This is a genomic window from Streptomyces sp. NPDC029139 (assembly GCF_055564335.1).
In genome coordinates this window covers 91,036-111,960 of sequence record NZ_JBVHWN010000013.1, presented here as the reverse complement: position 1 = coordinate 111,960, position 20,925 = coordinate 91,036, and the positions used below count along the sequence as shown (strand labels likewise).

The 20,925-nt window shown below is 71.6% G+C and carries 18 protein-coding genes and 2 pseudogenes; 14 read left to right on the top strand and 6 right to left on the bottom strand.

Annotated features, from left to right (window positions below; genetic code table 11):
- The first annotated feature begins 350 nt into the window (after positions 1–350).
- From ACZ4VW_RS25885 to ACZ4VW_RS25860, 6 genes are all read left to right on the top strand, one after another.
- A complete protein-coding gene (locus tag ACZ4VW_RS25885; RefSeq protein ID WP_467966335.1) occupies positions 351–1,268 on the top strand; it encodes an RNA-binding protein in 918 nt (305 codons plus the stop codon).
- Between the two features lie 4 nt (positions 1,269–1,272).
- Positions 1,273–1,482 carry a helix-turn-helix domain-containing protein gene (locus tag ACZ4VW_RS25880; protein ID WP_150235008.1) on the top strand — a complete coding sequence of 70 codons (210 nt, stop codon included), beginning with the start codon at positions 1,273–1,275 and terminating at the stop codon, positions 1,480–1,482.
- Complete coding sequence (locus tag ACZ4VW_RS25875; protein WP_467966332.1) at positions 1,482–2,036, top strand: Clp protease N-terminal domain-containing protein; 555 nt, start codon at positions 1,482–1,484, stop codon at positions 2,034–2,036. Before ACZ4VW_RS25880 ends, ACZ4VW_RS25875 begins: the two co-directional genes overlap by 1 nt.
- Positions 2,037–2,240: 204 nt before the next feature.
- Positions 2,241–2,588, top strand: a complete 348-nt coding sequence (locus ACZ4VW_RS25870; protein WP_467966330.1) for a hypothetical protein — start codon at positions 2,241–2,243, stop codon at positions 2,586–2,588.
- 1,093 nt (positions 2,589–3,681) lie between these two features.
- On the top strand, positions 3,682–4,722 hold the full coding sequence (locus ACZ4VW_RS25865) for a vWA domain-containing protein (protein ID WP_467966328.1): 1,041 nt from the start codon (positions 3,682–3,684) through the stop codon (positions 4,720–4,722).
- A 145-nt stretch (positions 4,723–4,867) separates the two neighbouring features.
- Positions 4,868–5,854, top strand: a complete 987-nt coding sequence (locus ACZ4VW_RS25860; RefSeq protein ID WP_467966326.1) for a glutathione S-transferase family protein — start codon at positions 4,868–4,870, stop codon at positions 5,852–5,854.
- A gap of 347 nt (positions 5,855–6,201) precedes the next feature.
- Here ACZ4VW_RS25860 and ACZ4VW_RS25855 read toward each other — a convergent pair whose 3' ends face one another.
- Positions 6,202–7,455 (bottom strand): YihY/virulence factor BrkB family protein, encoded by a 1,254-nt coding sequence (locus ACZ4VW_RS25855; RefSeq protein WP_467966324.1) that lies wholly within the window; start codon positions 7,453–7,455, stop codon positions 6,202–6,204.
- A 1,357-nt stretch (positions 7,456–8,812) separates the two neighbouring features.
- Between ACZ4VW_RS25855 and ACZ4VW_RS25850 the strand changes: the two genes are divergently transcribed.
- The 3 genes from ACZ4VW_RS25850 (at position 8,813) to ACZ4VW_RS25840 (ending at position 12,626) form a co-directional block, all read left to right on the top strand.
- Positions 8,813–10,891 (top strand): SpoIIE family protein phosphatase, encoded by a 2,079-nt coding sequence (locus ACZ4VW_RS25850; protein ID WP_467966322.1) that lies wholly within the window; start codon positions 8,813–8,815, stop codon positions 10,889–10,891.
- Between the two features lie 363 nt (positions 10,892–11,254).
- On the top strand, positions 11,255–11,479 hold the full coding sequence (locus tag ACZ4VW_RS25845) for a DUF6458 family protein (RefSeq protein WP_467966320.1): 225 nt from the start codon (positions 11,255–11,257) through the stop codon (positions 11,477–11,479).
- 355 nt (positions 11,480–11,834) lie between these two features.
- A complete protein-coding gene (locus ACZ4VW_RS25840; protein ID WP_467966318.1) occupies positions 11,835–12,626 on the top strand; it encodes a hypothetical protein in 792 nt (263 codons plus the stop codon).
- Positions 12,627–12,829: 203 nt separating this feature from the next.
- Here ACZ4VW_RS25840 and ACZ4VW_RS25835 read toward each other — a convergent pair whose 3' ends face one another.
- Both ACZ4VW_RS25835 and ACZ4VW_RS25830 read right to left on the bottom strand, forming a co-directional pair.
- On the bottom strand, positions 12,830–13,444 hold the full coding sequence (locus ACZ4VW_RS25835) for a gamma carbonic anhydrase family protein (RefSeq protein WP_467966316.1): 615 nt from the start codon (positions 13,442–13,444) through the stop codon (positions 12,830–12,832).
- Between the two features lie 169 nt (positions 13,445–13,613).
- Complete coding sequence (locus tag ACZ4VW_RS25830) at positions 13,614–14,357, bottom strand: SCO6745 family protein (protein ID WP_467966314.1); 744 nt, start codon at positions 14,355–14,357, stop codon at positions 13,614–13,616.
- A 79-nt stretch (positions 14,358–14,436) separates the two neighbouring features.
- On the opposite strand from ACZ4VW_RS25830, the gene ACZ4VW_RS25825 reads away from it, so the two are divergent.
- Together ACZ4VW_RS25825 and ACZ4VW_RS25820 are read left to right on the top strand one after the other, a co-directional pair.
- On the top strand, positions 14,437–15,366 hold the full coding sequence (locus ACZ4VW_RS25825) for a LysR substrate-binding domain-containing protein (RefSeq protein WP_467966312.1): 930 nt from the start codon (positions 14,437–14,439) through the stop codon (positions 15,364–15,366).
- Between the two features lie 381 nt (positions 15,367–15,747).
- Positions 15,748–15,990, top strand: coding sequence for a DUF6411 family protein (locus ACZ4VW_RS25820; protein WP_467966310.1), 243 nt, complete (start codon positions 15,748–15,750; stop codon positions 15,988–15,990).
- Positions 15,991–16,679: 689 nt separating this feature from the next.
- On the opposite strand, the gene ACZ4VW_RS25815 is transcribed toward ACZ4VW_RS25820, so the two are convergent.
- Complete coding sequence (locus ACZ4VW_RS25815; RefSeq protein WP_467966308.1) at positions 16,680–17,303, bottom strand: hypothetical protein; 624 nt, start codon at positions 17,301–17,303, stop codon at positions 16,680–16,682.
- Positions 17,304–17,533: 230 nt separating this feature from the next.
- On the opposite strand from ACZ4VW_RS25815, the gene ACZ4VW_RS25810 reads away from it, so the two are divergent.
- Complete coding sequence (locus ACZ4VW_RS25810) at positions 17,534–18,040, top strand: DinB family protein (RefSeq protein WP_467966306.1); 507 nt, start codon at positions 17,534–17,536, stop codon at positions 18,038–18,040.
- Between the two features lie 88 nt (positions 18,041–18,128).
- Positions 18,129–18,264 (top strand): annotated as a pseudogene (locus tag ACZ4VW_RS25805) (YxiG-like protein); the annotation flags it as partial.
- 52 nt (positions 18,265–18,316) lie between these two features.
- Here the strand turns inward: ACZ4VW_RS25805 and ACZ4VW_RS25800 are convergent.
- Positions 18,317–18,451, bottom strand: a pseudogene (locus ACZ4VW_RS25800) (IS701 family transposase); the annotation flags it as partial.
- Between the two features lie 109 nt (positions 18,452–18,560).
- Between ACZ4VW_RS25800 and ACZ4VW_RS25795 the strand changes: the two are divergent.
- Positions 18,561–18,965: a type II toxin-antitoxin system PemK/MazF family toxin gene (locus ACZ4VW_RS25795; protein ID WP_467966304.1), complete on the top strand. Its 405-nt coding sequence runs from the start codon at positions 18,561–18,563 to the stop codon at positions 18,963–18,965.
- Between the two features lie 238 nt (positions 18,966–19,203).
- On the opposite strand, the gene ACZ4VW_RS25790 is transcribed toward ACZ4VW_RS25795, so the two are convergent.
- Complete coding sequence (locus ACZ4VW_RS25790) at positions 19,204–20,403, bottom strand: SMI1/KNR4 family protein (RefSeq protein ID WP_467966302.1); 1,200 nt, start codon at positions 20,401–20,403, stop codon at positions 19,204–19,206.
- Between the last annotated feature and the right edge of the window lie 522 nt (positions 20,404–20,925).

The window sequence follows — 20,925 nt, the reverse complement described above, 5'->3', positions numbered from 1 at the left end:
TGACCGGGGCCGCCCGGCCGACTATGGCCCTGGCCCTGGCAGCAGCCGGTGGAAGAGGGCGGCGTGCACCTTCCCTACGTCTACCGCGTGAGCACGTACGACCCCGCCGACCGCGACGCGCACGGGCACTACACCGGCGCCGAGGACACCGCCGGCGATCACGGCCCGGCGAGGCGGCCTACCTCGAGGCGGTTCAGGCGTTCGCCGCGGGCACCGGGCTCGGCCGGCTGTCCGTTCGTGAGCCGCAGGTCGCGTCGTTCGTCCATTTCGGCCTCGAGCCGCCACTGGACGGCTTCGGGCTCGACACGCTCCTTCCGGGCGGTCTGGCCGGCTTCCACGACGGGGCGGAGGTGACGCCGGACATCGCCCTGGAGCTGGTACGGCTCATGCTGCGCGACAGCGGCGCCTGGTGCCGCCTGGAAGCAGAGGGGGCGTTCTTCGTGCACGTCGGGTGGGACCAGTACCTCTGCGTCGGCAGCAGCCGGCCCTGCCACGCGGCACTCGCCCGTACCCGCGAGCTCGGACCGTTCCCCGAACGCCTGGGTGTCTCCCCCTACGCCTTCGAGCCCGGCGAGGACGGCCTCCGGCGGCCGGCCGACGAGGGCTTCTGGGCCCTGGTGCGCGAGGCGGTCGCCTGCGGCCGTGCCGGACTTCTGGAAGAGACGTACGTCGCAAACGCCTCACGACGGCACCGCCTCACCCTCGACACCCTCGACACCGTTCGCGCCCGGCTCGCTCCCCGCGCCCGGCCGGCCGTACGGCCGGACCTGTCGTCCGACATCGCCGCCGTCCTCGGCGCCCTTCCCGCCGAGGGCCTCGTCGAGAGTGTCCGGCAGGACCGGGACGGCCTGGTCCACAGCGTGCTCGCCGACGAGGACGACGTCCCGGAGCTGGCCGCCCGGCTGGCCGGCGCCCGAGCCACGGCGCTCCTGCCCGTGTACGCCGGTGAGCCGCCGCGCTGTTCTGCGCTGTCCTGCCCGACAGTGACGGAGTACTGCGGGCCCGCCGGCAGGCCGAGCCGTCCAGCGGCGAGGTGGACCGATGACACCTCGTCACGCCCCGCGCGGCGTCCGCCGCCTGCCGCGCGCCTTCCGCCCCGACGAGGCCGGGCAGGAGCCGGGGGCCCGGACAAGGGCAGGCATCGGACAGGGGCGGGGGCCGGGGCTCGGGCGGGGGCCGGGGCTCGGGCGGGGGCCGGGCTGGGGTGGGGCGGCGCAGCCGCGGTGTCAATGAAGGTTGACACGCGAGAGGGTGTCAACGTAGGTTGACATCATGACCGATGCGACCGATCTCGCCGCACGAGCGGGCGACCGCGACCCCCGGGTCGGGCTGCGGGCCGTATCCGCTCTGCGGCGGCTGCTGGAACAGCTGGAAGCCGTCCAGGTGCGCAGCGCGCGCAACCAGGGGTGGTCGTGGCAGGAGATCGCGACCGAACTGGGTGTCAGCCGGCAGGCCGTCCACAAGAAGCACGGGAGGCAGTGATGTTCGAACGGTTCACGAAGGCCGCGCGGTGTGTGGTGAAGGGCGCGGTCGAGCACGCGGGGCGTGACGGCGCGAGGCTCGTCACCCACGAGCATCTGCTGCTGGCCCTGCTCGACCGGGAGAACACCCCGGCGGCGGCCGCACTGCGACAGCTGTGCCCGCCCGACCGCCGACCCTCCCTTCTGGCGGCGCTGGCCGACGCCCGGCGCCGGGCGGGGCTGTCCCGGGCGGACGCGGAGGCCCTGGCCGACCTCGGTATCGACCTCGGCGTGCTCGTGGCCCGGGTGGAACAGACCCACGGCGCGGGCGCGCTGGCGGGTGACCGCAAGGGCCTTGGGCGGCGGCCCGGACGGCGGCCCTTCTCACGGGAGGCCAAGGGTGTCCTGGTGCAGTCCCTTCGGGTGGCGGTGGCCCGCAAGGACCGGGAGATAGGCGACGAGCACATCCTCCTGGCGCTCACCACCACCGGCGGAACCGTCGCCGAAGTCCTGGCCGACCACGGCGTGACGTACGCCTCCGTCGACACCGCGGTCTTCGGCCCGGCAGCTCTCTGAGCCTGCAGGACACGGCTGCCGCGCCCGGCTCGTCCTCGCGTTTGACGGCCTCCCGCGCCCATGGGCGGCGCGGCATCCGGCGGCCGGCTTCACGAAGATCCGGCGCAAGCCGCGCTCCCCTGATGGTGCCTTGGCGGCGCCGCCGGACGTCGCCGGACACCGTCGGGCCGGCGGCGGCGCGGGTTTGGGAGGCTGGCTGCCCCCATGGCACATGGAACACCCGACCAGGCACCGGCCGTGACCATGGCCGTCCTCTTCGATCCCGAACCGGAGAGGTGGGGCATGCGCGGCGACACCCACGTGTGGCGGGGTCTGCGCGAGCGGCTGCCCCACACCGAGGTCCCGCCGTCGGTCGATGAGGTCACCGCCCTGCTGCGGGCGGCGTTCGGCGAGGCCGTGGGCGTCGACCTCGCCAAGGACGAGTCCGAGGCCGTCTACCGCAAGGAGTACGCCCATGGCGGGATGTCCGGCGGCATGGTCCACCTCGACACATGGCGGAGGCATCTGATGCCCCTGCTCACCGAACGCGTCAGAGCCCTGCCGGCGAACTGACACGGCAGCCGCGCGACGCCGACCGTCAACCGCCTTGCGGGCCGGTCGAGTTGAGCGGCGAGCCGGCCCAGGGCCTCCGGCGCGCACCGTGGGCGCGCCGTCCGGCGCAGGGCCGCAGGGCGCCCGTGGGCGCGGGCACCGGTGAGCCGCCGCGGGCGGACGGCCTCTTCGCACCCCGGCCGGGAATCGCGGGCCTCGCTGATGACCTCGCCGGTGAGGGGGTGGAGCGTGGAGAGCGCCTCTCTCGTCACCGAACATCCCGATACGGACGGCGCAGAACGGCCCGGAGCGACCGGCGACCGGCGACCAGCGACCGGCGACCAGCGACCAGCGACGGCACTACCTCCGCCGTACGGGGCCGGCGGCACCCCCCTCCCCCAACCAGCGGCTCATGAGCGGGAGTTCAGTGCCCCGGCGCACTCCGTGGCGCGCCCTGGTCAGCCCTCCGCGCGGTGGGGCGAGCGGGAAGACGGCCACCGGGCCGTGCGCGCTGCGGGAGGCGGTCACCCATCGCCGGCTGTACGTGTGCCGGCGCCGGCCGGGCGTGCGGTGAAGGGCTCGCGGCACGGTGGCGAGGCGGAGCCGGCCCCCGTCCGGGTATCACCGGCGCGGCAGCCGCCGCCCACCGGCCCGGCCCGCCGGCAGCCGGACACGGCTGCGAGAACCCGGCGCCGACCGGGCACCTGGCACGCTCCAGGACCTCATCGCCGCACCCGAGGACCGCGCGGCTCACAACAACCGGACGCGACACCGCACACCGCCGGGCATCGACCAGGGCGCGGGGCACGCGCCCGGGGCCCGCAGCGCGACCGCACACCGCCAGGCATCGACCAGGGCGCGGGGCACGCGCCCGGGGCCCGCAGCGCGACCGCACACCGCCAGGCATCGACCAGGGCGCGGCACGCGCCCGGGGCCCGCAGCGCGACCGCGCAGGCCGGCATCGAGCAGGGCACGGGGCACCCCCGGGATGCCTCGTCTCCACGTCCCGGCGCGGCCGCGCGGCGGCGCGGTGACCGGCCGCGCCGACAAGATCGACTGTCAGTGGTGGGTGAGACGGTAGGACCATCAAGCCGCAAGCGAGGGGGAGCTGGTCATGTCCGGAAACCAGAACTACATCAATCACGTTGCTCTCGTGCTGGATGCCAGTTCGTCCATGTCGCATCTGAGCCGCAAGGTCGTCGACGTCGCCGACCAGCAGATCGCCTACCTCGCCCGCCGCTCCAGGGAGCTGGAGCAGGAAACCCGCGTCACGGTATACGTCTTCGCCGACAAGGTGGAGTGCGTCATCTACGACAAGGACGTGCTGCGGATGCCCTCGCTCAAGGAGCTGTACCGGGTCGGCGGCATGACGGCCCTGCTGGCGGCCGCGCTGAAGTCGCAGCGGGAGCTGGCGCAGACGGCCCAACTGTACGGCGACCACAGCTTCCTGACGTTCGTGCTGACCGACGGGCAGGAGAACGCCAGCCACCGCTGCCCCGACTCCCCCGCCAGGAATCCGCGGGAACTGGTCAAGGCCGTCGCCGAGATGATCGCGACGCAGCAGGACAACTGGACCCTGGCCGTCCTCGTACCGGACCAGATAGGCAAGCGCGAAGCCATGCAGTGCGGTTTCCCCAAGGAGAACATCGCCATCTGGGACGCCACGAGCACCCAGGGCCTGGAGGAGGCCGGGCAGGTCATCCAGCAGGCCACCGAGAAGTTCATGGTGGGCCGCGCCCAGGGCATCCGGGGCTCCCGCGCGGTGTTCTCCATGGGCGCGGAGACGGTCAACAAGGACACCATCAAGGCGGCCGGACTCACCCCGGTGAAGCCCTCCCAGTACCAGCTGATCCCGGTCGCCCGGGACGCGGGAATCCGCGAATGGGTCCTGGAGTGCGGCCACTCCTACCGTACCGGCGCGGCGTTCTACCAGCTGAGCAAGGCGGAGAAGGTCCAGGCGCAGAAGCAGATCGCGGTCCTGGAGAAGAAGACCGACCGGGTGTACACCGGGCCCGAGGCGCGCGCCCTGCTCGGCCTGCCCGACGTGGAGGTACGCGTCAAGCCGGACCACAACGACGACTTCACCATCTTCGTGCAGAGCACCAGCGTCAACCGCAAACTCGTCGCGCACACCCGCCTGCTGCTGATGATCTGACCCACCCCACCCCCGGCCCACGGCCCCGACCGGCCCCGGCCCGCCGCGCGCCCCCGGCCCGCCTGCGTATCCCGGTCTGGTCCGCGCCCCGCCGCAGGGGCCGCCGGCACGGCGGGCGGGCGGGTGGCGGGGCTAGGCTGGGGGCGTGGCGGGTGACGGCGCGTACGAGCGGGACCAGAACTACCTCACGACACGGATCACGGCGGACGGCCGGGACGGCTACCGGGTGGAACCCGGGCGCTACCGGCTGGTCATCGCCCGGGCCTGCCCGTGGGCGAACCGAGCCGCGATCGTCCGGCGCCTGATGGGCCTGGAGGACGTGCTGTCCCTGGGCATCGCCGGCCCGCTGCACGACGAGCGGAGCTGGTCCTTCCACCTCGATCCCGGCGGCAGGGACCCCGTCCTGGGCATCGAACGGCTGCAGGAAGCCTTCTTCCGCCGGCAGCCCGGCTACCGGCGGGGCATCACGGTCCCCGCCATCGTCGACATCCCCACCGGCCAGGTGGTGACCAACGACTTCGCCCGCATCACCCTCGACCTGGAACACGAGTGGGCGGCCCACCACCGGGACGGCGCCCCCGACCTCTACCCCGCCCGACGGCGCGACGAGATCGACGACCTGGCCGGGAAGATCTACCGCGACGTCAACAACGGCGTCTACAAGTGCGGCTTCGCCCGCACCCAGCAGGCGTACGACGCGGCCTACCGCCGGCTGTGGGAACGGCTGGAGGAGCTGGAGCAACGGCTGACAGGCCGCCGCTACCTGGTGGGCGAGACCATCACGGAAGCCGATGTCCGGCTCTTTCCCACCCTGGTGCGCTTCGACGCCGTCTACCACGGCCACTTCAAGTGCAACCGGAACAAACTGACCGAACTCCCCGCCCTGTGGGCGTACGCGCGGGACCTGTTCCAGACCCCGGGCTTCGGCGACACCATCGACTTCGACCAGATCAAGGCCCACTACTACGTCGTGCACAGCGACATCAACCCCACCGGCATCGTGCCCCTGGGCCCGCGGACCGGCGGCTGGCTCACCCCCCACGGACGCGAGCAGCTCGGCGGGCGGCCCTTCGGCGACGGCACCCCGCCCGGCCCGCCGCCCCCGGCCGAACGGGTACCGGCCCTCCACTGACCACAGGCGCCCACGGCCGTGGCCCGGCAGCGCACCGAACCCGGCCGGCCATCCGACACACCCGTCGGACACGGCCCCCGCCCCGCCGCCCCGCCGGCCCAGGCAGGGCGCGGCCCAGCGGGCGGGGCGGGGCGGGGCAGCGGACGGTGCGGGCCTTTCGGCCGGCGGGGCGGGATTTTCGGCCGGCGGGCGGGGTGACGGCCCGCGGCCGGGCGGGATTTTCGGCCGGCGGGCGGGGTGACGGCCCGCGGCCGGGCGGGATTTTCGGCCGGCGGGGGCGGGCCTTTCGGCCGGCGGGCGGGGTGAGGGGCTTGCGGCCGGGCGGGGTTGCGGATGGGGCGGGGGGTTCATTCCAGGCGGCGGCGGTCCTCCTCGCTCCACGCGCGGGTGTCGCGGGGTGCGACATAGGGCTCCTCGTCCTCGGGGTGCCCGCCGGCGACGGCCCGCTGGCGCACCAGCTCGGCGTCGAACTCCAGGCCGAGCAGGATGGCCAGGTTGGTGATCCACAGCCACACCAGAAAGATGATCACGCCGGCGAGGGTGCCGTACGTCTTGTTGTAGGAGCCGAAGTTCGCGACGTAGAACGCGAAGCCCGCCGAGGCGATCATCCAGATCAGCAGCGCCAGCAGGCTGCCGGGAGTGACCCAGCGAAAACCGCGGCCCTTGGCGTTGGGAGCGGCCCAGTACAGGATCGCGATCATGATCGTGACGAGCAGGACCAGGACCGGCCACTTCGCGTACGACCACACCGTCAGGGCCGTGTCGCCGATACCCAGGGCGCTGCCCGCCTGCCGGGCCAGGCTGCCGCTGAACACCACGATCAGGGCGCTGGCGACGGCCAGGACCATCAGCGTCAGGGTCAACGCCAGCCTCAGCGGCAGCACCTTCCACACCGGGCGCCCCTCGGGCATGTCGTAGACGGCGTTGGAGGTACGGATGAACGCGGCCACGTAACCCGAGGCGGACCACAGCGCGACGAGGAGACCGACCACCGCCACCACGGAGCCGATGCCGGAGTTTCTCTGCAGCTGCTCGACCGCGCCCGTGATCACATCGCGCGCGGACCCCGGAGTCATCCTGCTCAGGTTGTCCAGGACCTGCCGGGTCGCCGACTCCCCCGCGACCCCCAGCAGCGACACCAGCACCAGCAGGGCCGGGAAGAGCGCCAGCACACCGTAGTAGGTCAGCGCCGCCGCCCGGTCCGCCAGCTCGTCGTCCTTGAACTCCTTCAAAGTGCCGCGCAACACCGCCTTCCACGACCCCCCGGGCAGCTGCGAAAGCCGCTCCGGCGCCCGCTCCTCCACCACCTCGTCCGGCCCCGGCCCCCCACCCCGCCCGCCACCCGCATCAAGACCAGGACCCGGACCCCGATCACCGCCAGGACCTTGCTCACCCCCAGGGCCCCGATCACCGCCGGAGCCGGGACCAGGGCCGGAGCCGGGACCAGGGCCGGAGCCGGGACCAGCGCCGACAGTGGAGCGGCCAGGGCCAGGGCCAGGGCCAGGGGCGGGGCCGGGGGGAAACGCGTCGTCTTCACCGCCACGCGGTCGTTCCGGTGTACGTGCCATACCCGGCGGGTTTCCTCCCCACGGCCGTCTCATGCATCACCGGCACGCGGCGGGCCGTCCCGGGCCGCGTTGTCACCCGACCGGCCGCCTGGAGCCCGGGGAAGCCGGCCGAAGCAGGGAAACCGGCCGATGCGGGGAAACCGGCCGATGCGGGGAAGCGGGGTGAGACGACGAGAAGGGGAAGGACCCACCGCCGGGCACCTCGACACCGCTGCCACGACGCCCCCCGGCACACCGAACACCACCGAAGCGACGTCACGGATGATCGCGGACGTACGGGACGGGAGCCACCACCTGACGGACGCGGAAGGCAGGCGCCGGAGCCACCGGCGGGCGGGGGCATCGCGCGGGTGCGGCAGAGACGGACGCTGTGCACCGGGATCCGCTCCTCGACGGTGAAGACCTCCCACCAGAAGCCCGGGGCGTGCCCGGCGGCAAAGGCGACCGCCCGGCGCCATCGCGTACGGGAAACCCTTCGAGACCGCCGCCGGTGACACGCCGATGGCGCGGAACAGCCGCGCGCCGTCGGGCGCCGGCGGGCGTGAGTGTCAGGCGGGGTCCTCGTCATACCGCCGGGCGCCGTACCCCGACCGACGGTGAGGCCGAGGCCGCGAGCGGGGGCGGGGCGTCGTACCCCGGACCGACGGTAAGGGCGCGACCGGGGGGCGGGCGCGGCAGGAGGCCCGGGCGGCCAAGGGCGCGGGTGCAGCCGGGGCGCGGGCGCGGCGGGAAGCAGGGGCGGCGGGGGCGGCGTACCCCGACCGCCAGTAGCGCGTGACCGGGGGCGGTCGGGCGCCGTACCCCGACCGACGGTGAGGCCGAGGCCGCGAGCACGGCCGGGGTGTCGTACCCCGGACCGACGGTAGGGGCGCGACCGGGCGGCGGGCGCGGCAGGAGGCCCGGGCGGCCGGGGGCGCGGGTGCAGCGGGAGGCGCGGGCGCGGCGGGAGGCGCGGCGGGAGGCAGGGGCGGCCGGGGCGCGGGCGCGGCGGGAGGCAGGGGCGGCCGGGGCGTCGTACCCCGACCGCCGGTGAGGCCGAGGCCGGGGGGCGGGCGCGGCGAAAGGCGCGGCCGGGGACAGGGTGCGGCCCGGGCACGGCGGAAGGCGCGGGCACGGCCGGGCCGGGGGCGCGGCGGAAGGCGCGGCCCGGGTGGCGGGCACGGCCGCGGCGCGGGCGGGAGGCGCGGGTGCGGCCGCGGGCCCCCGCGCGGACACGGCCGGGGGCCCCGGGCACGGCCGGGGTGCGGCCGGGGTGCGGGGGCGGCCGGCTCAGCGGCTGCGCCGGGCGGGGGCCGGGGAGACGATGGGGGTCATGGCGGCCTCTGCGGGAGGAGTACGTGGCGTGACCGTGCCGGGGGCGTGCCCGGGGGGTGGGAGGAGCGGCTGGTCGATGGACACGGACGGGTTCGGGGAGGGCGTGGACGGCGCGGGGCGGCTGGAGCTGAGCGGGACACCGCGCGGCGGGCTGCTGGACGTGCTGGGGGTGGCGGCGATCGTCCTGGACGCGCAGGGGCGGATCGTGTTCTGGAGCCCGCAGGCGGAGGCACTGATCGGCTACAGCGCCTCCGAGGCACTGGGCCGGCCCGCCGCGCAGCTGCTGGTCGCCGAGGAACACGTCGGTCTCGTGCTGCGGCTGTTCGCCGAGGTGATGGGCGGGGAAGGGAGCTGGGCGGGCACCTTCCCCGTACGGCACAAGGACGGCCGGACACGGCTGCTGGAATTCCGCAACATGCGCCTCGAGGACGACCTCGGAGACCTGTACGCGCTGGGCCTGGCCACCGACCAGGCACTGTTGCGGCGGGTGGAACGTGACCTGGCACTGTCGGTACGGCTGGTGGAACAGTCACCGATCGGACTGGCGGTCATGGACAGCGAGCTGCGCTACGTCATGGTCAACCCGGCGCTCGAACGGATCAACGGAGTCCCGGCCGAGGAACACCTGGGCCGCCGGGTGGGAGAGATGCTGCCGCTGCTGGACACCGCCGGAGTGGAAGCGGCGATGCGTCAGGTCCTGGCGAGCGGAACACCCCTGGTCGACCGGTACACCCTGGGCCGTACACAGGCCGACCCGGACACCGAACACGCCTGGTCGGTGTCCTTCTACCGCCTGGAGGACACCGGCGGAAAAGTACTCGGGGTGGCCCTCTCGGTCATCGACGTCACCGACCGGCACCGGGCGGCCACCGACGCCGACCGGGCCCGGCACCGGCTCGCCGTCGTCGCCGATGCCTCCGTACGCATCGGCACCACCATGGACCTGGAACAGACCGCCCGGGAGCTGGCCGATGTCGCCGTACCGGAACTGGCCGACATGGCCGCCGTCGACGTCCTGGACTCCGCCCTGTCCGGCCACCGCGCGCCCGGACCGGCCGACGGGCCGGCGGTGTTCAGAGCCCTCGCGGTCACCGCCGCCTACCCCACCGCGGCGGCCGCCGCGGCCGACCCCCCCGGCGAAGTGGCCCGCTACGAGGCCGACCGGCTGGTCACCCGGTGCGTGAACACCAGCCGGCCCGTCATGGTGCCCCACGTCCACGAGGCGGACCTGTCCCTCATCGCCCGCGACCCACGCGCCGCCGCCCTGCTCGCCCGCGCGGGCGTCCACTCCTACCTGGCCGTCCCCCTGATCGCACGCGGAGAGGTCCTCGGAGCACTCGACCTCGTACGCGCCCGAAACCCCCTGCCGTTCACCGACGACGACGCCACCCTGGCCGGCGAACTCGCCGCCCGCGCCGCGGTATGCATCGACAACGCCCGCTGGTACCAGCGCCAGCGCAACACCGCCCTCACCCTCCAACGCAGCCTGCTGCCCGACCCACCCGCCCACGTCCTCGGCCTCGAAGTCGCCTCCCGCTACCAGCCCGCCGGCGCGGCGATCGAGGTCGGCGGCGACTGGTTCGACGTACTACCACTCAACGGCGAACGCACCGCACTGGTCGTCGGAGACGTCATGGGCAGCGGCATCAACGCCGCCACCGCCATGGGACGACTGCGCACCGCCACCCAGACCCTCGCCGGCCTCGACCTCCCCCCCGCAGAGGTACTGCGCAACCTGGACCGGATCACCGCCGGCCTGGACCCCTACATCGCCACCTGCACCTACGTGCTGTACGACCCCCACGGCGCGCAATGCCACATCTCCACCGCCGGACACCTGCCCCCCGTCCGGATGCGGCCCGGACACCGCCCCGAACTCCTCGACCTGCCCACCGGCGCCCCCCTGGGCGTCGGCGGCGTCCCCTTCCGTACCACCACCGTCGACCTCGACCCCGGCGACCAACTCCTCCTCTACACCGACGGACTCGTCGAAACCCGCGACCAGGACATCGACAACCGCCTCGAAACCCTCCTCACCCTCCTCGACGGACCACACCGCAGCCTGGAATACACCTGCGACCACCTCCTGGCCGCACTACGACACCCCGGCGACCACGACGACGTCGCCCTCCTCCTCGCCCGCGTCCGACGCTAACCCCCCCTCAAAGCCCGCCCCCCCGGCACAGACACCCCCCCAACCCCCGGGCACAGACACCCCCCCCCAAACCCACCCCGGGCACAGACACCCCCCTCCCCCGGGACACTGACGCCCCCTCACCCCCGGGCACCGAGGCCCCCCTCACCGCCCTGGGCACTGAGGCTCTCTCAAACCCACCCCCCGGGACACTGAGGCCCCCTCACCCCCCGGGACACTGAGGCCCCCCTCACCCCCCGGGACACTGAGGCTCTCGCGAAAAGACGCGGCCGGGCGGAACGCGGACGCCACGCAAGAAGGGGGATGACAGGCCCCGAGCGGGGTACGCGAGGGCCATCCGACCCTCCAAGGGAGGAAAATCTTATGGGTCTGGGAGCCTGCATCATCCTGATCGCCGTGGGAGCCATCCTCACCTTCGCGTCCGACTGGCAACTCGACGGCGTCAACCTCGACCTCGTCGGGCTGATCCTGATGACCGTAGGAATCATCGGAACAGCCGTATACACCAGCATCCTCCGCCGACGCCGCATGGTCGTCCCACCCATCACCCCCACCATCACCGACACCGACCACCACAACCCCCACTAACAACCAGCAACAACCCCCACCACACACAGAAAACACCCACAACACGAACAACCACGGGCCCCGCAACAACCACAACCGGCCACCACGAAAGCGGGAAACAACCACGGTGATCGTGACCGGCCACCGCTGAAGCCGCAGAGCCGCAGGCCGCATTCCAGATAGGAGGCGGTACAACCCGAACCGCAGGCCAAGGACAGCCCGCCGACAGCGCCAGCACCGGCCGCGACCATGCGAGGGCGCCACCCCTCCCCCCGGCGGCCAGCAGCAACGGCCCGCCCAGCACCGTGCTGGCCTGCCGTGAACTCAGGGCGACCGCGGTGCCGAGAGCATGGGAGCGCTATGTGAAGCTCCATGCATGACGTGGAGCAGCGAAACCCCCTCGTGGCAGTACGTGGTGCAAGCATTGCGGGAGGCCTCGGACACCGAGGAGAGCGTACGCGTGGGTGAAGGGGTGAGCGACGAGGAGATGGACGGCTGGGGTGTTCCGGTGCCCGAGCCGATCCGGGAGATCTACCGCCGCGTGGGAGTGCTACATGTCGGCGAACATGGAGAGTTCGGGGCCCCGAACCGTTCCCAGGCCGCCAGCGGCGGGGGCGCGTGGCGGTGTGGCGATCCCGGCTCGTTCCGCATCGTCCACACCAACGCATACGCAGAAACCTATTACGTGGACGTGAATCCCGCGACGGGCGCGTGGGGTCCGGTGTTCAAATTCTGGGAGACCCATGGTGCTGAGCTGGTCGCGCCGTCGCTCCAGCACTGGCTGATGACCGTGGCCGGGCTGGTGAGGTACGCCGCGAGGGACGCGGAGCACTTCGACAGCTTCTCCACCGCATTCCTCAACTGGTTCTCCGGAGACTTCGCCGATGCCGGCGACGGGTTCCCCGAGGACTCGCCAGAGGCTCTGGCGCGCGCGGCCGAACCCGCCACCGCGAGGCCCATCACCGTCGAGGAAGCGCGTTCCTCGGGTGATCCGACGCTCGCGGACCTCGGCTCCCGGGTGCCCGAGGGTACGCTCCTGGCCGACCTGGGCGGGGCGGCGAGGCCAACGAGCGTTCCGTTCGGCCGCCATCCGAGGTGGCCTGGAGGCACTCCGGTCTACGGGCGCTTTCACGGCGGCACCATCCTCACCGCCACCAGCCACACCTGACCACGGCGCGCAGCTACGGCATGGCCCTCCGTCAGGCTCATGGCCACCCGCCGGGGCAAGGTTGAAGAACTCGCAGGCCGGCAACGGCCGCCGCTCGCGCCCGGAAAGGTGTCTCCGGCTTGCCGCGGGGCTGACCGCAGACGCTCATTGCGGCATGCCTGGTGGAGCCGAGCGGTGATGGCCCGGGATTCTCCGACGGGGGCTCAGATCTGTTGGTCGTTGCTGTGGCGGCCGAGGCTGCGTCCGAAGCGTTCGGAGATGGCCGGCATCAGGCTCTCGCCCTCGGCAGGGCGGTCGAGGCCGAAGACGTAGCCGGGAAAGTCCAGGTCTTTCTGCACAGCCCAGATTCCTTCGTGGTCCTCCGGCGGAAGGATGCGCACCGGGTCGCCGACGGCGACCCAGCCGATTGGCACCGTCGAGTCGGCAGGCAGCACGGTGCGGAGATGCACAATGCCGTTGATCCGTACCTCGGCGCGGGTTCCGATCCGGGCTCCGTTGAAGACGCGGCTGCCGGTGGCCAGGAAGACCTCGTCCTCGACTCGGCAGCCGGTCAGGTATGAGGTGGGGCCCACCAGCACCTGCCGTCCCAGAATCAGCGGATCCCGTCGGGTGCCACGCAGGACCGCGTTCTCCATCACGATGCAGCCCTCGCCCAGCTCCACCGGCCCGCCCTCGGCGGTGAGCACCGCACCGAACAGCACCCGGCACCCGGCCCCCACGCGCACGTCACCGCACAGCGTGGCGGTCGGAGCGACATAGGCCGTGGGGTGGACCGTCGGCGAACAACCCTCATGAGCGATCAGCATGGCCGCGATCATGCCGCGCCCTGGGGCGCCGTCGCACACCATTCCACCAGACAAGACCCGCGTCGGTGCGGGCTGACTGTCTGCGAGAGGGTGCTCCGCCGGCTCCCGGAGAAAACGGTTGGCCGGTGGTGACGACCGCCTGGGCTTCGTGTTCCTGTCGGTCGATGGTCTCGGCGTCCGGTCATGGGATCAGGGCCCCGGTCAACGCCTCGACAAGTTGGGCGAACTCGGTACGCTGCCGGTCGGTCAGGGTGGCGTAGAGGGGCGCCTGCATCTCGTCGGTGAGTTGCTCGGCACGCTGCCAGCGGGGGATCAGGGTCGCGGTGTCGGGGTGCGGCCCATGCCAGCCGTAGTGGGTCGCCTGCTCGACGCCGAGATTGATGACCATCGCCTCTCTTGCGCTCAGCCCACACCGGCGCACTGCCGCTAGATGACAGGCGCCCCGGTGTTCCCGCAGTACGTGTGCACGCTGCATGGCCGCACCAACCGGGTCATCGATGGGGATGGGCTGTGCACGCCAGCCGGCGAACAGAGGCAGTGCATCGGCATCGGCATCGGCCGCATCGATCAGCTGCTCCGCCAAGCAATTGAAGCGCTCCACGTCGACGTCGGTGGTGATGTTGGCGCGCCCCCACGTTCGGACGGCGTGCGCATAGCAGCCGACGGCTTCCTCCGCCGGCATCACCGACCGTCCAGCCCGCCAGCCGGCGATGACCAGATCGGGTCCGAGGAAGCCCTGTACCGCTTGCACCACCGAGGCCGATACCTCGCCGAGCACCCCAAAGCGGCCGCGGCAGTAGAAGCCGCGCCCCGGCGGAAACCCGGCCCGCACACCGATGGCGGCGGTCGCCTCGTCGGACATGAACTCATCGCCGAAATCGTGGATCGGCCGGGCCACCGCGGCGATGCAATCGAAGATCTCCATGGGCCGAAGGTCGCTCACCACAACTCGATAGGTCAAGAGGGTGATTTCTGATGAGACCCTTTAGGTAATCTATTGATTCATGCTGGATATCCGCCGTCTGCACATGCTCAAGACCGTCGCTGCCCGCGGTTCCATCACTGCGGCCGCCCACTCACTGGCGCTGTCCGCCGGTGCCGTGTCCCAGCAGCTGTCCGCGCTGCGGCGCGAAGTGGGAGTCGATCTGCTACGCCCCGACGGGCGAACCGTGGCACTGACCGAGGCGGGACGCGTGCTCCTCGAACACACCGACCGGATCCTCGCCGCTGTGCAGGACGCCGAGAGCGCCGTCGCGGCGGTCAGGGGAACGGTCGGCGCCACCGCGACCCTCGCCGCGCTGCCGTCGACCGTCGCCCAGATCGTGGCCCCCGCACTGACCGCACTCGGCTCAGAGCACCCGCAGCTCACCGTGACCTGCCTTCTCACCGACCAGGCTCAGCTACGAGAACTCTCCCTCGGCGCCGTCGATGTGGTGCTGGGGCAGCGCTATCACCACCTGCCCGAGACGACTCCCCGGGGCCTCGCGGTCTCTCCACTGCTCGACGATCCGCTGCTCATCGTCACCGCGGCCGGCCAGACCGGCGAACGACCGGTCAGCCTGCGGGAATTGGTCACGCACAGCCTCGCAGTGCCACCGCCGACCACGGATTGCGGACAGGCCATCTTGCATGCCTTCGAGCAGGCCGGCCTCACCCCCACGGTGCGCTACGTCACCGCCGACATCGCCGCCCAGCTCGCCCTTGCACGTGCCGGCCTCGCCACCGCGCTAGTCCCCCGCACGGCCATCGACCCGGCCGCGCCCGGAATCAGCGCGGTACCCATCGAGGACCGTCCGATCCTGCGCGAACTGTTCGCCGCCACGCGTCAAACCGAGACCGCGAACCCGACGACCACGGCCCTCGTCACGGCACTGCGCACAGCCGCACTGCAGGGTCGTACCACGCAGCTCCCGGCGGCGCGTGCGTCCTGGTAGGCGACTCCTGTGAGCGTGACCGGCAGTGGGCACTCAGAGTCTGCGAGGGTCACGGTCTCATTCGACGGGGTCGGGGCAGCGCGTCCCCGCCATCTGTCCCCTGGGCGGTCTGGCTTGGTGGCGCGGCGGGCGCAGGGTCACCCCTGCCCGCCCCCGCCCGCGAGCGGGAAGAGCGCGGCGAGTCACGCAGTGGTAGGGGCCGGTGTGCACGTTGTGGCTCCCCGGCCGGAACAGGACGAGGACACTCAGACCGCGATGCCAGTCCAGCGCGGCTTGAGCAGCGAGCCGACTGCCCCCGGGCGTATGGACGGGCGGTGGCGAGCGCATGAGCTCTGGTCGCCGGGGCAGGCGGCATACACACCTCACCCCAGGGAGTCCTTCATGATGGTTGTCGGCATCGTTGCCGTCTGTATCGTTCTGGCCGTCCTTGGCTTCCTCCTGCCCCGCCTGTCCCGGCATCCCGAACGCGGCACCCAGCGCACCCTGGGAGCCGGTTCGCGGATTGGTGGCAAAGCACCCGGGGCCCTGGGCCGCATCTTCAGCAAGCCCTTCCGCAGCAGCTCCAAGGCGGTGGGTCGCAGCGGCTCCGCCGGCCGACGCACCCGAGGCCGCATGCCGTTCTGACCTTTGATGATCGGCCGCGCGCTCTGCCGCAACCAGGTCGTCGGCACGAAGACAGCCCGCATCATCGTGCCCGTTTCCCTCCAGCCCGGCGAAGACCCCGCCGACACGGTCGCCAGCGCCAGCCAGAAACCCCTCGTAACCGTCCTCCAAGGCGTCCGATCACACGCCGAACAACCTTGACGGCGTACGGACTTGCAGCGCAGAGTCATGCACGCGCTGCGGATCTCCAAGCTGCCGTTGCCGCCGCGGACAAGCCCCCCTCATCGATCGCCGCGGCCTCCAACGAACTTGAGACCGGCCGCCACGTACCCCCGACCGCGTCTGGGCCGCATGTGCGGCGACCACCTCGTCACCGACTGCGAAACCCTGCGCCAGTTCGCCAACGGCACCGACGCGAGCTCTGCCCGGCTGGCAGCGGGGAAACGTGCCGAGCTGACGGCGACCTACCTCTTTGTCTCCGAGGGGTCGGTCCGTGACTTCTCCTCATGGTTCGAGAAGCCGCTCAAAGGCGAGGTGCCGAAGAGCCCTCGGTGGATCCGGTCGCCCGAGCTCGACCACAACGGCAGCACCGCGCACAACCCGTCATCGACTTCCCACGGCTTCGGCCGAGCCACCTCGCCCCCACCCCGCCCCCGGATCAACGCTCCCGAAGCGATCCCACCACCTCGAAGATCATTCGCTAGGAGTTCTTAGGTGGCGAACGGGTTGGTGTGGCCGGGCAACTGCTGCCCCGGCCGCAGGAACCGCTGGCTGCCCTGTTCGTCGCGCACCGCGAGGAACCCGGCGGCCGTCAGCCGCTGTGCGATCGTCCTGCGGCGCATCCCGCCCACCTTGAACGCCACGGTGCAAAGAAGCGCGACCGTCCCGCCGGAGGCGACCGCTTCGACCGCCGACCTGTCGATGAGCAGGAGGACGGTCAGGACCACGCAGGCGAGGTAGCACTTCACCTTCTGGCTCCGGTCGGCAACGTACAGGGCCATGACGTCGAAGGTGATGAGGTCCTTCAGCACGGCCACGGCGCCGACCGCTTCGGGGAGCGGCTTCAGCGAACCCTGCTCCAGCCCCGGCACTGTGCCGCCGTTGCCTGCCTGCGGGTGAGCGGTGATGGTGGCCGCTTCGCGGACGCGCGCGTCGGGCTGCGGGTCCCGGTACATCCGGACCTGGACGAGCGAGTTCTTGAACCCGGTCCTGTACGCCATGCCGTACATGTAGCCGTACTGCTCCGCCACGTGCGCCAAGGCGGCCGCCTTCGGCGTGGAGCCCTGAGGGGCGATCTCGACGATGTCCTGCTGACGGGCGATCTGCTGGAGCATCCCCGCTATGTGACGTTCTACGGACAACCTGTTCCCCGCCCCCCCCTGGGACCCCGCGCCCGGGGCCGATCGGCCCACAGCCTAGGGCCAGTCCGGCGGATCTCGGCGGGCGGCCCACCGGCGCGCCGACAGGCTGTAGCGGCCCGCCGCACAAGGAGTTGATGGGGCAGAAGTTGGGCCCGCCGATAAACGCCTCGACATCGGGTGCGTGATCGGGGACGCTACGCGGGATGACAAGAATCGACGACACGCCGCCCGCGTGGGACGAGCGCACCCAGCTCACCACGTTTCTCGACTACGCACGTGACACCGCCCGCGCCAAGTGCGAGGACGTCTCTGCGGAGAACGCCCGCAAGGCCCTCCTGCCGGGCTCACCGCTGATGACCATGAGCGGAGTGATCAACCACCTCCGCTGGGTCGAGTACTACTGGTTCCAGGTGGTCTTCCTCGGCGAGGAAGACCAGGGCCCCTGGACCGAGGAGGACCCCGACCGCGAGATGCGGATCGCCGTCGACTTCCCGCTCACGCAGCTGCTCGACGAATACGCCGAACAGAGCGCCCGCTACCGCGAACTGGTCGCCGGGAACGACCTGGACAAGCAAGCCCAGCGAGCCATCCGCGACGGCCGCCACGTCGACCTGCGCTGGATCCTCCTCCACCTCACCGAGGAGACAGCCCGCCACAACGGCCACCTGGACATCCTGCGCGAGATGCTCGACGGCACGACCGGCGACTAGGCCCTGTCCGGCCGGTCTCTGCGCAACGGCATGTGACATCCGTGGATCTCGTTGTCGAAAGTCTCGCCGCGTGACGTAGAAGGGCGGCATGGATGCCGCCGTACTTCCACAGATGCTGGACGAGATCTTCGATCACGCTGTCGTACACCACGGGTACACCACCTACCCTGCGCTACTACGAGGTCATCATCTACGTGAGCCGATCCCGTACCGGCATTACGCCGGTGCAGGACGGCACGCCCTCGATGGACATCGCCGCCCACCACAGCGCGGGGCCGACAGCAGTCCGAGCATCAACTTCCATACCTGGCAACGTGGTTCGACCCGTCTGAACCGTCCCGCTATCCGGCTCATCAGGCCCTCGAACGCCTCCTGCCGGCGGGCAGGGTCTACGCTGTGACCTGCGGCCACAGCGTGATCGTTTGTCATCACACACCGATGATCAACGGGTACCGCACCCGTCTCCACAGCGCGTCGCGGTCGCGCAGCGTCCGCCCGCCGTCCTGTGTCAGGAGGACATGTGCAACGTGGCGAGGTCTGGTGGGTGGAGTTCGACGAGCGGCGGCCGGTCGTCCTGCTGTCGGGAGACGACGCGTCCGGGATCCGGGTGATGCAGGTCGTCGCTCGGGCGGGTGTCGACATCACCGGTCTGGGCGTCGAAGTGGCAGTAGGCGCCGTGGAAGGACTGCCCTTCGAAGGCGTGCTTCGGTTCGCGTTGCCGCGTCCGGGCTTCACCCCTTGCACGTGGCTGACCACCGTGTCCCGGGACGACCTGATCGAGCGGGCGGGCGCCCTGTCCTCCGCGAAACTCGGCGAGATCGAGAACGCCCTCCGTCTCGGTGAGCAGGTGAAGGAGTGGACCCCGGCGACGACCGCGAAGCTCAGCGAGATGAGGAACGCCCTCCGTCCCGGTGGACTCGGCTAGGCGGAGAAGGAAACGGTCGCCCGCGACGGCGTGGGCGGTCTCGTCCAGGACGACGCTGCCGACTGACTCCTCGGCGCCTCTCACGATCGAGATCACGAACTACGGCTGGAGTACCAGTCAGCGGGCGGTCACGTGATCGGCCGGACAGCTCGTAGGCCGGCACATCGGCAACGGCAGCGTGAACGCGTCACCCAGCGCACCGGCCGTGCGGGCTGTCGGACGACCTCCGGCGGAGGGCTCACCAGTAGGCGTGGTTGTCCCAGGACCGGAAGTCCGCGAATTCAACAGGGTCGTCATCCTCGTCCAGGGCGGCGAACCCGTGCGTGACCAGCGTGCCGCGCTGCCAGTCGAGGAGGGTGTCGATCAGGCCGCCCTCGAGCGGTGGTCCCTGGTCCGCGTGGCGGGGCCAGACGATCAGCGGCCATGTGTCGGGATTCCGGCCCTCGGTGAGCCAGCCGAGGTAGTCGCCGTCGATGGAGTTGGCGAAGGGGAGGAAGCCGCCGGGCTCGGGCCAGATGGCCAGTGGGTACCAGTCCGCGTTGCCGTCCTTGAGCTGCCGGTAGGCGTCCGCTGTTTCCTCGACGTGGGTGAGGAAACGCCGCTCGCCGGTCCGGAGCGGGGTGTGGAAACGCAGCCACCCGCTCCAGATGCCGGCGCCGTACTCGTCCATCAGCCGCACGTACTCCCCGGGCAGCCGTGTGCCCAGCTCGGCGAACAGTCCCTCCCAAGAACCGTCGCCGAGGTACGGCAGCTCGGGTGGCGGCGACAGCAGCCGCAGCCCTTCCAGCCCTGTGCCGCTCTCCAGCGCGATTCGGCGCTCGGCCTCGGTGAGCCGAGGCGGGACCGGCGCCGGCGGGGTCCACACCTCGGCGTCGGGAAGGAAGGCGGTACGCGCGACAGTGCCCGGCAGCGGGCCCAGCAGCGGGCCGGGAGGAGAAGGGAGCTCCCAGGTGTCGCGGACGGTGTGCCTCAGATAGTCGGTGAGCGTCAGGTCGTACCGGTGCCACGGGAGCAGGCCACTGCCCGGCACCGCCCCCAAGTGCTGCACCACCACGGGCCACTTGTCGGGGTCGACGGAGGCCGAGGTGTCCCAGAACAGTACGTCGCTGCCCCGCGTGCACCCCCAGGCCAACAGGCCGCCGGGCTCGGGGTGGAACACGGGCCGCTCGGCCTCGGACAGCTCCCGTGCCTCGATGCGCGCCTCCCGGTGCGTCGCTCGCAGCCACTCGCCGTAGTCGAACCGGTCCCGCTGGACGCACGGCACGTGGATCCACACGTACTCACCGAAGTCCAGCGGCCCGTACCGATCGGCAAGCCGCTTGTAGTCAGCCGGGAGCCGCAGTCCGAGCCAGTCCTCGACGGCCGGCCAGTCGATGGGTACGGAGGAGGGCGGCTGCCCGGTGGAAGGGGTGGCGAACGTGCTTATGTCCGATGTCAATTGGCGTCCTTCCAGCGTGCGTCATCGTGCTCGGCGGATTCTTCCGTGTCTGCGGGGCAGGCGGAAATCGGGGCGACGGCGGATGGACCGCGCGGGTTGGACCGGCGCGCTCGCGACCACGGCTGAAGCGATCACCGCGCAGATCATCGCTTCGCGTCGCGCCCCCGGTGCCATCGCATGTGCCCTCACGGATCTCCGTGCCGTCCCACCGCGTGTACGGCCGTACCCAGAACCATCCGTACCTCCCCTCACAGACGCACCTTCCTGTCGCAACTGACATGGCCCCAGGGGGCACTGGCAACCGGTATGTCCCCAAGGCCGCTCTTCGTTCCCCAGTCGGTCGCTGGCGGCAACGGCGGTCGGGGTCGACCCGTGTACGGGACGTGCTGGCCAGTCGAGGGCACCTGGGGCTGTTCCCAAACGGTGGACAGAGCGCGCCGGTATCCCCCTGGGAAGAAGGGACTCCTCACGTCGACCGCAAGGCTGGGCCATCAGGCGAAATCGCTGTGCGATTCGTGACCT

Coding starts and splice junctions, on each gene's coding strand:
- ACZ4VW_RS25880 (WP_150235008.1), top strand. CDS start 1,273: ATGACCGATGCGACCGATCTCGCCGCACGAGCGGGCGACCGCGACCCC.
- ACZ4VW_RS25875 (WP_467966332.1), top strand. CDS start 1,482: ATGTTCGAACGGTTCACGAAGGCCGCGCGGTGTGTGGTGAAGGGCGCG.
- ACZ4VW_RS25870 (WP_467966330.1), top strand. CDS start 2,241: ATGGCACATGGAACACCCGACCAGGCACCGGCCGTGACCATGGCCGTC.
- ACZ4VW_RS25865 (WP_467966328.1), top strand. CDS start 3,682: ATGTCCGGAAACCAGAACTACATCAATCACGTTGCTCTCGTGCTGGAT.
- ACZ4VW_RS25855 (WP_467966324.1), bottom strand. CDS start 7,455: ATGAGACGGCCGTGGGGAGGAAACCCGCCGGGTATGGCACGTACACCG.
- ACZ4VW_RS25850 (WP_467966322.1), top strand. CDS start 8,813: ATGGACACGGACGGGTTCGGGGAGGGCGTGGACGGCGCGGGGCGGCTG.
- ACZ4VW_RS25845 (WP_467966320.1), top strand. CDS start 11,255: ATGGGTCTGGGAGCCTGCATCATCCTGATCGCCGTGGGAGCCATCCTC.
- ACZ4VW_RS25840 (WP_467966318.1), top strand. CDS start 11,835: ATGACGTGGAGCAGCGAAACCCCCTCGTGGCAGTACGTGGTGCAAGCA.
- ACZ4VW_RS25835 (WP_467966316.1), bottom strand. CDS start 13,444: ATGATCGCGGCCATGCTGATCGCTCATGAGGGTTGTTCGCCGACGGTC.
- ACZ4VW_RS25830 (WP_467966314.1), bottom strand. CDS start 14,357: ATGGAGATCTTCGATTGCATCGCCGCGGTGGCCCGGCCGATCCACGAT.
- ACZ4VW_RS25825 (WP_467966312.1), top strand. CDS start 14,437: ATGCTGGATATCCGCCGTCTGCACATGCTCAAGACCGTCGCTGCCCGC.
- ACZ4VW_RS25820 (WP_467966310.1), top strand. CDS start 15,748: ATGATGGTTGTCGGCATCGTTGCCGTCTGTATCGTTCTGGCCGTCCTT.
- ACZ4VW_RS25815 (WP_467966308.1), bottom strand. CDS start 17,303: ATGCTCCAGCAGATCGCCCGTCAGCAGGACATCGTCGAGATCGCCCCT.
- ACZ4VW_RS25810 (WP_467966306.1), top strand. CDS start 17,534: ATGACAAGAATCGACGACACGCCGCCCGCGTGGGACGAGCGCACCCAG.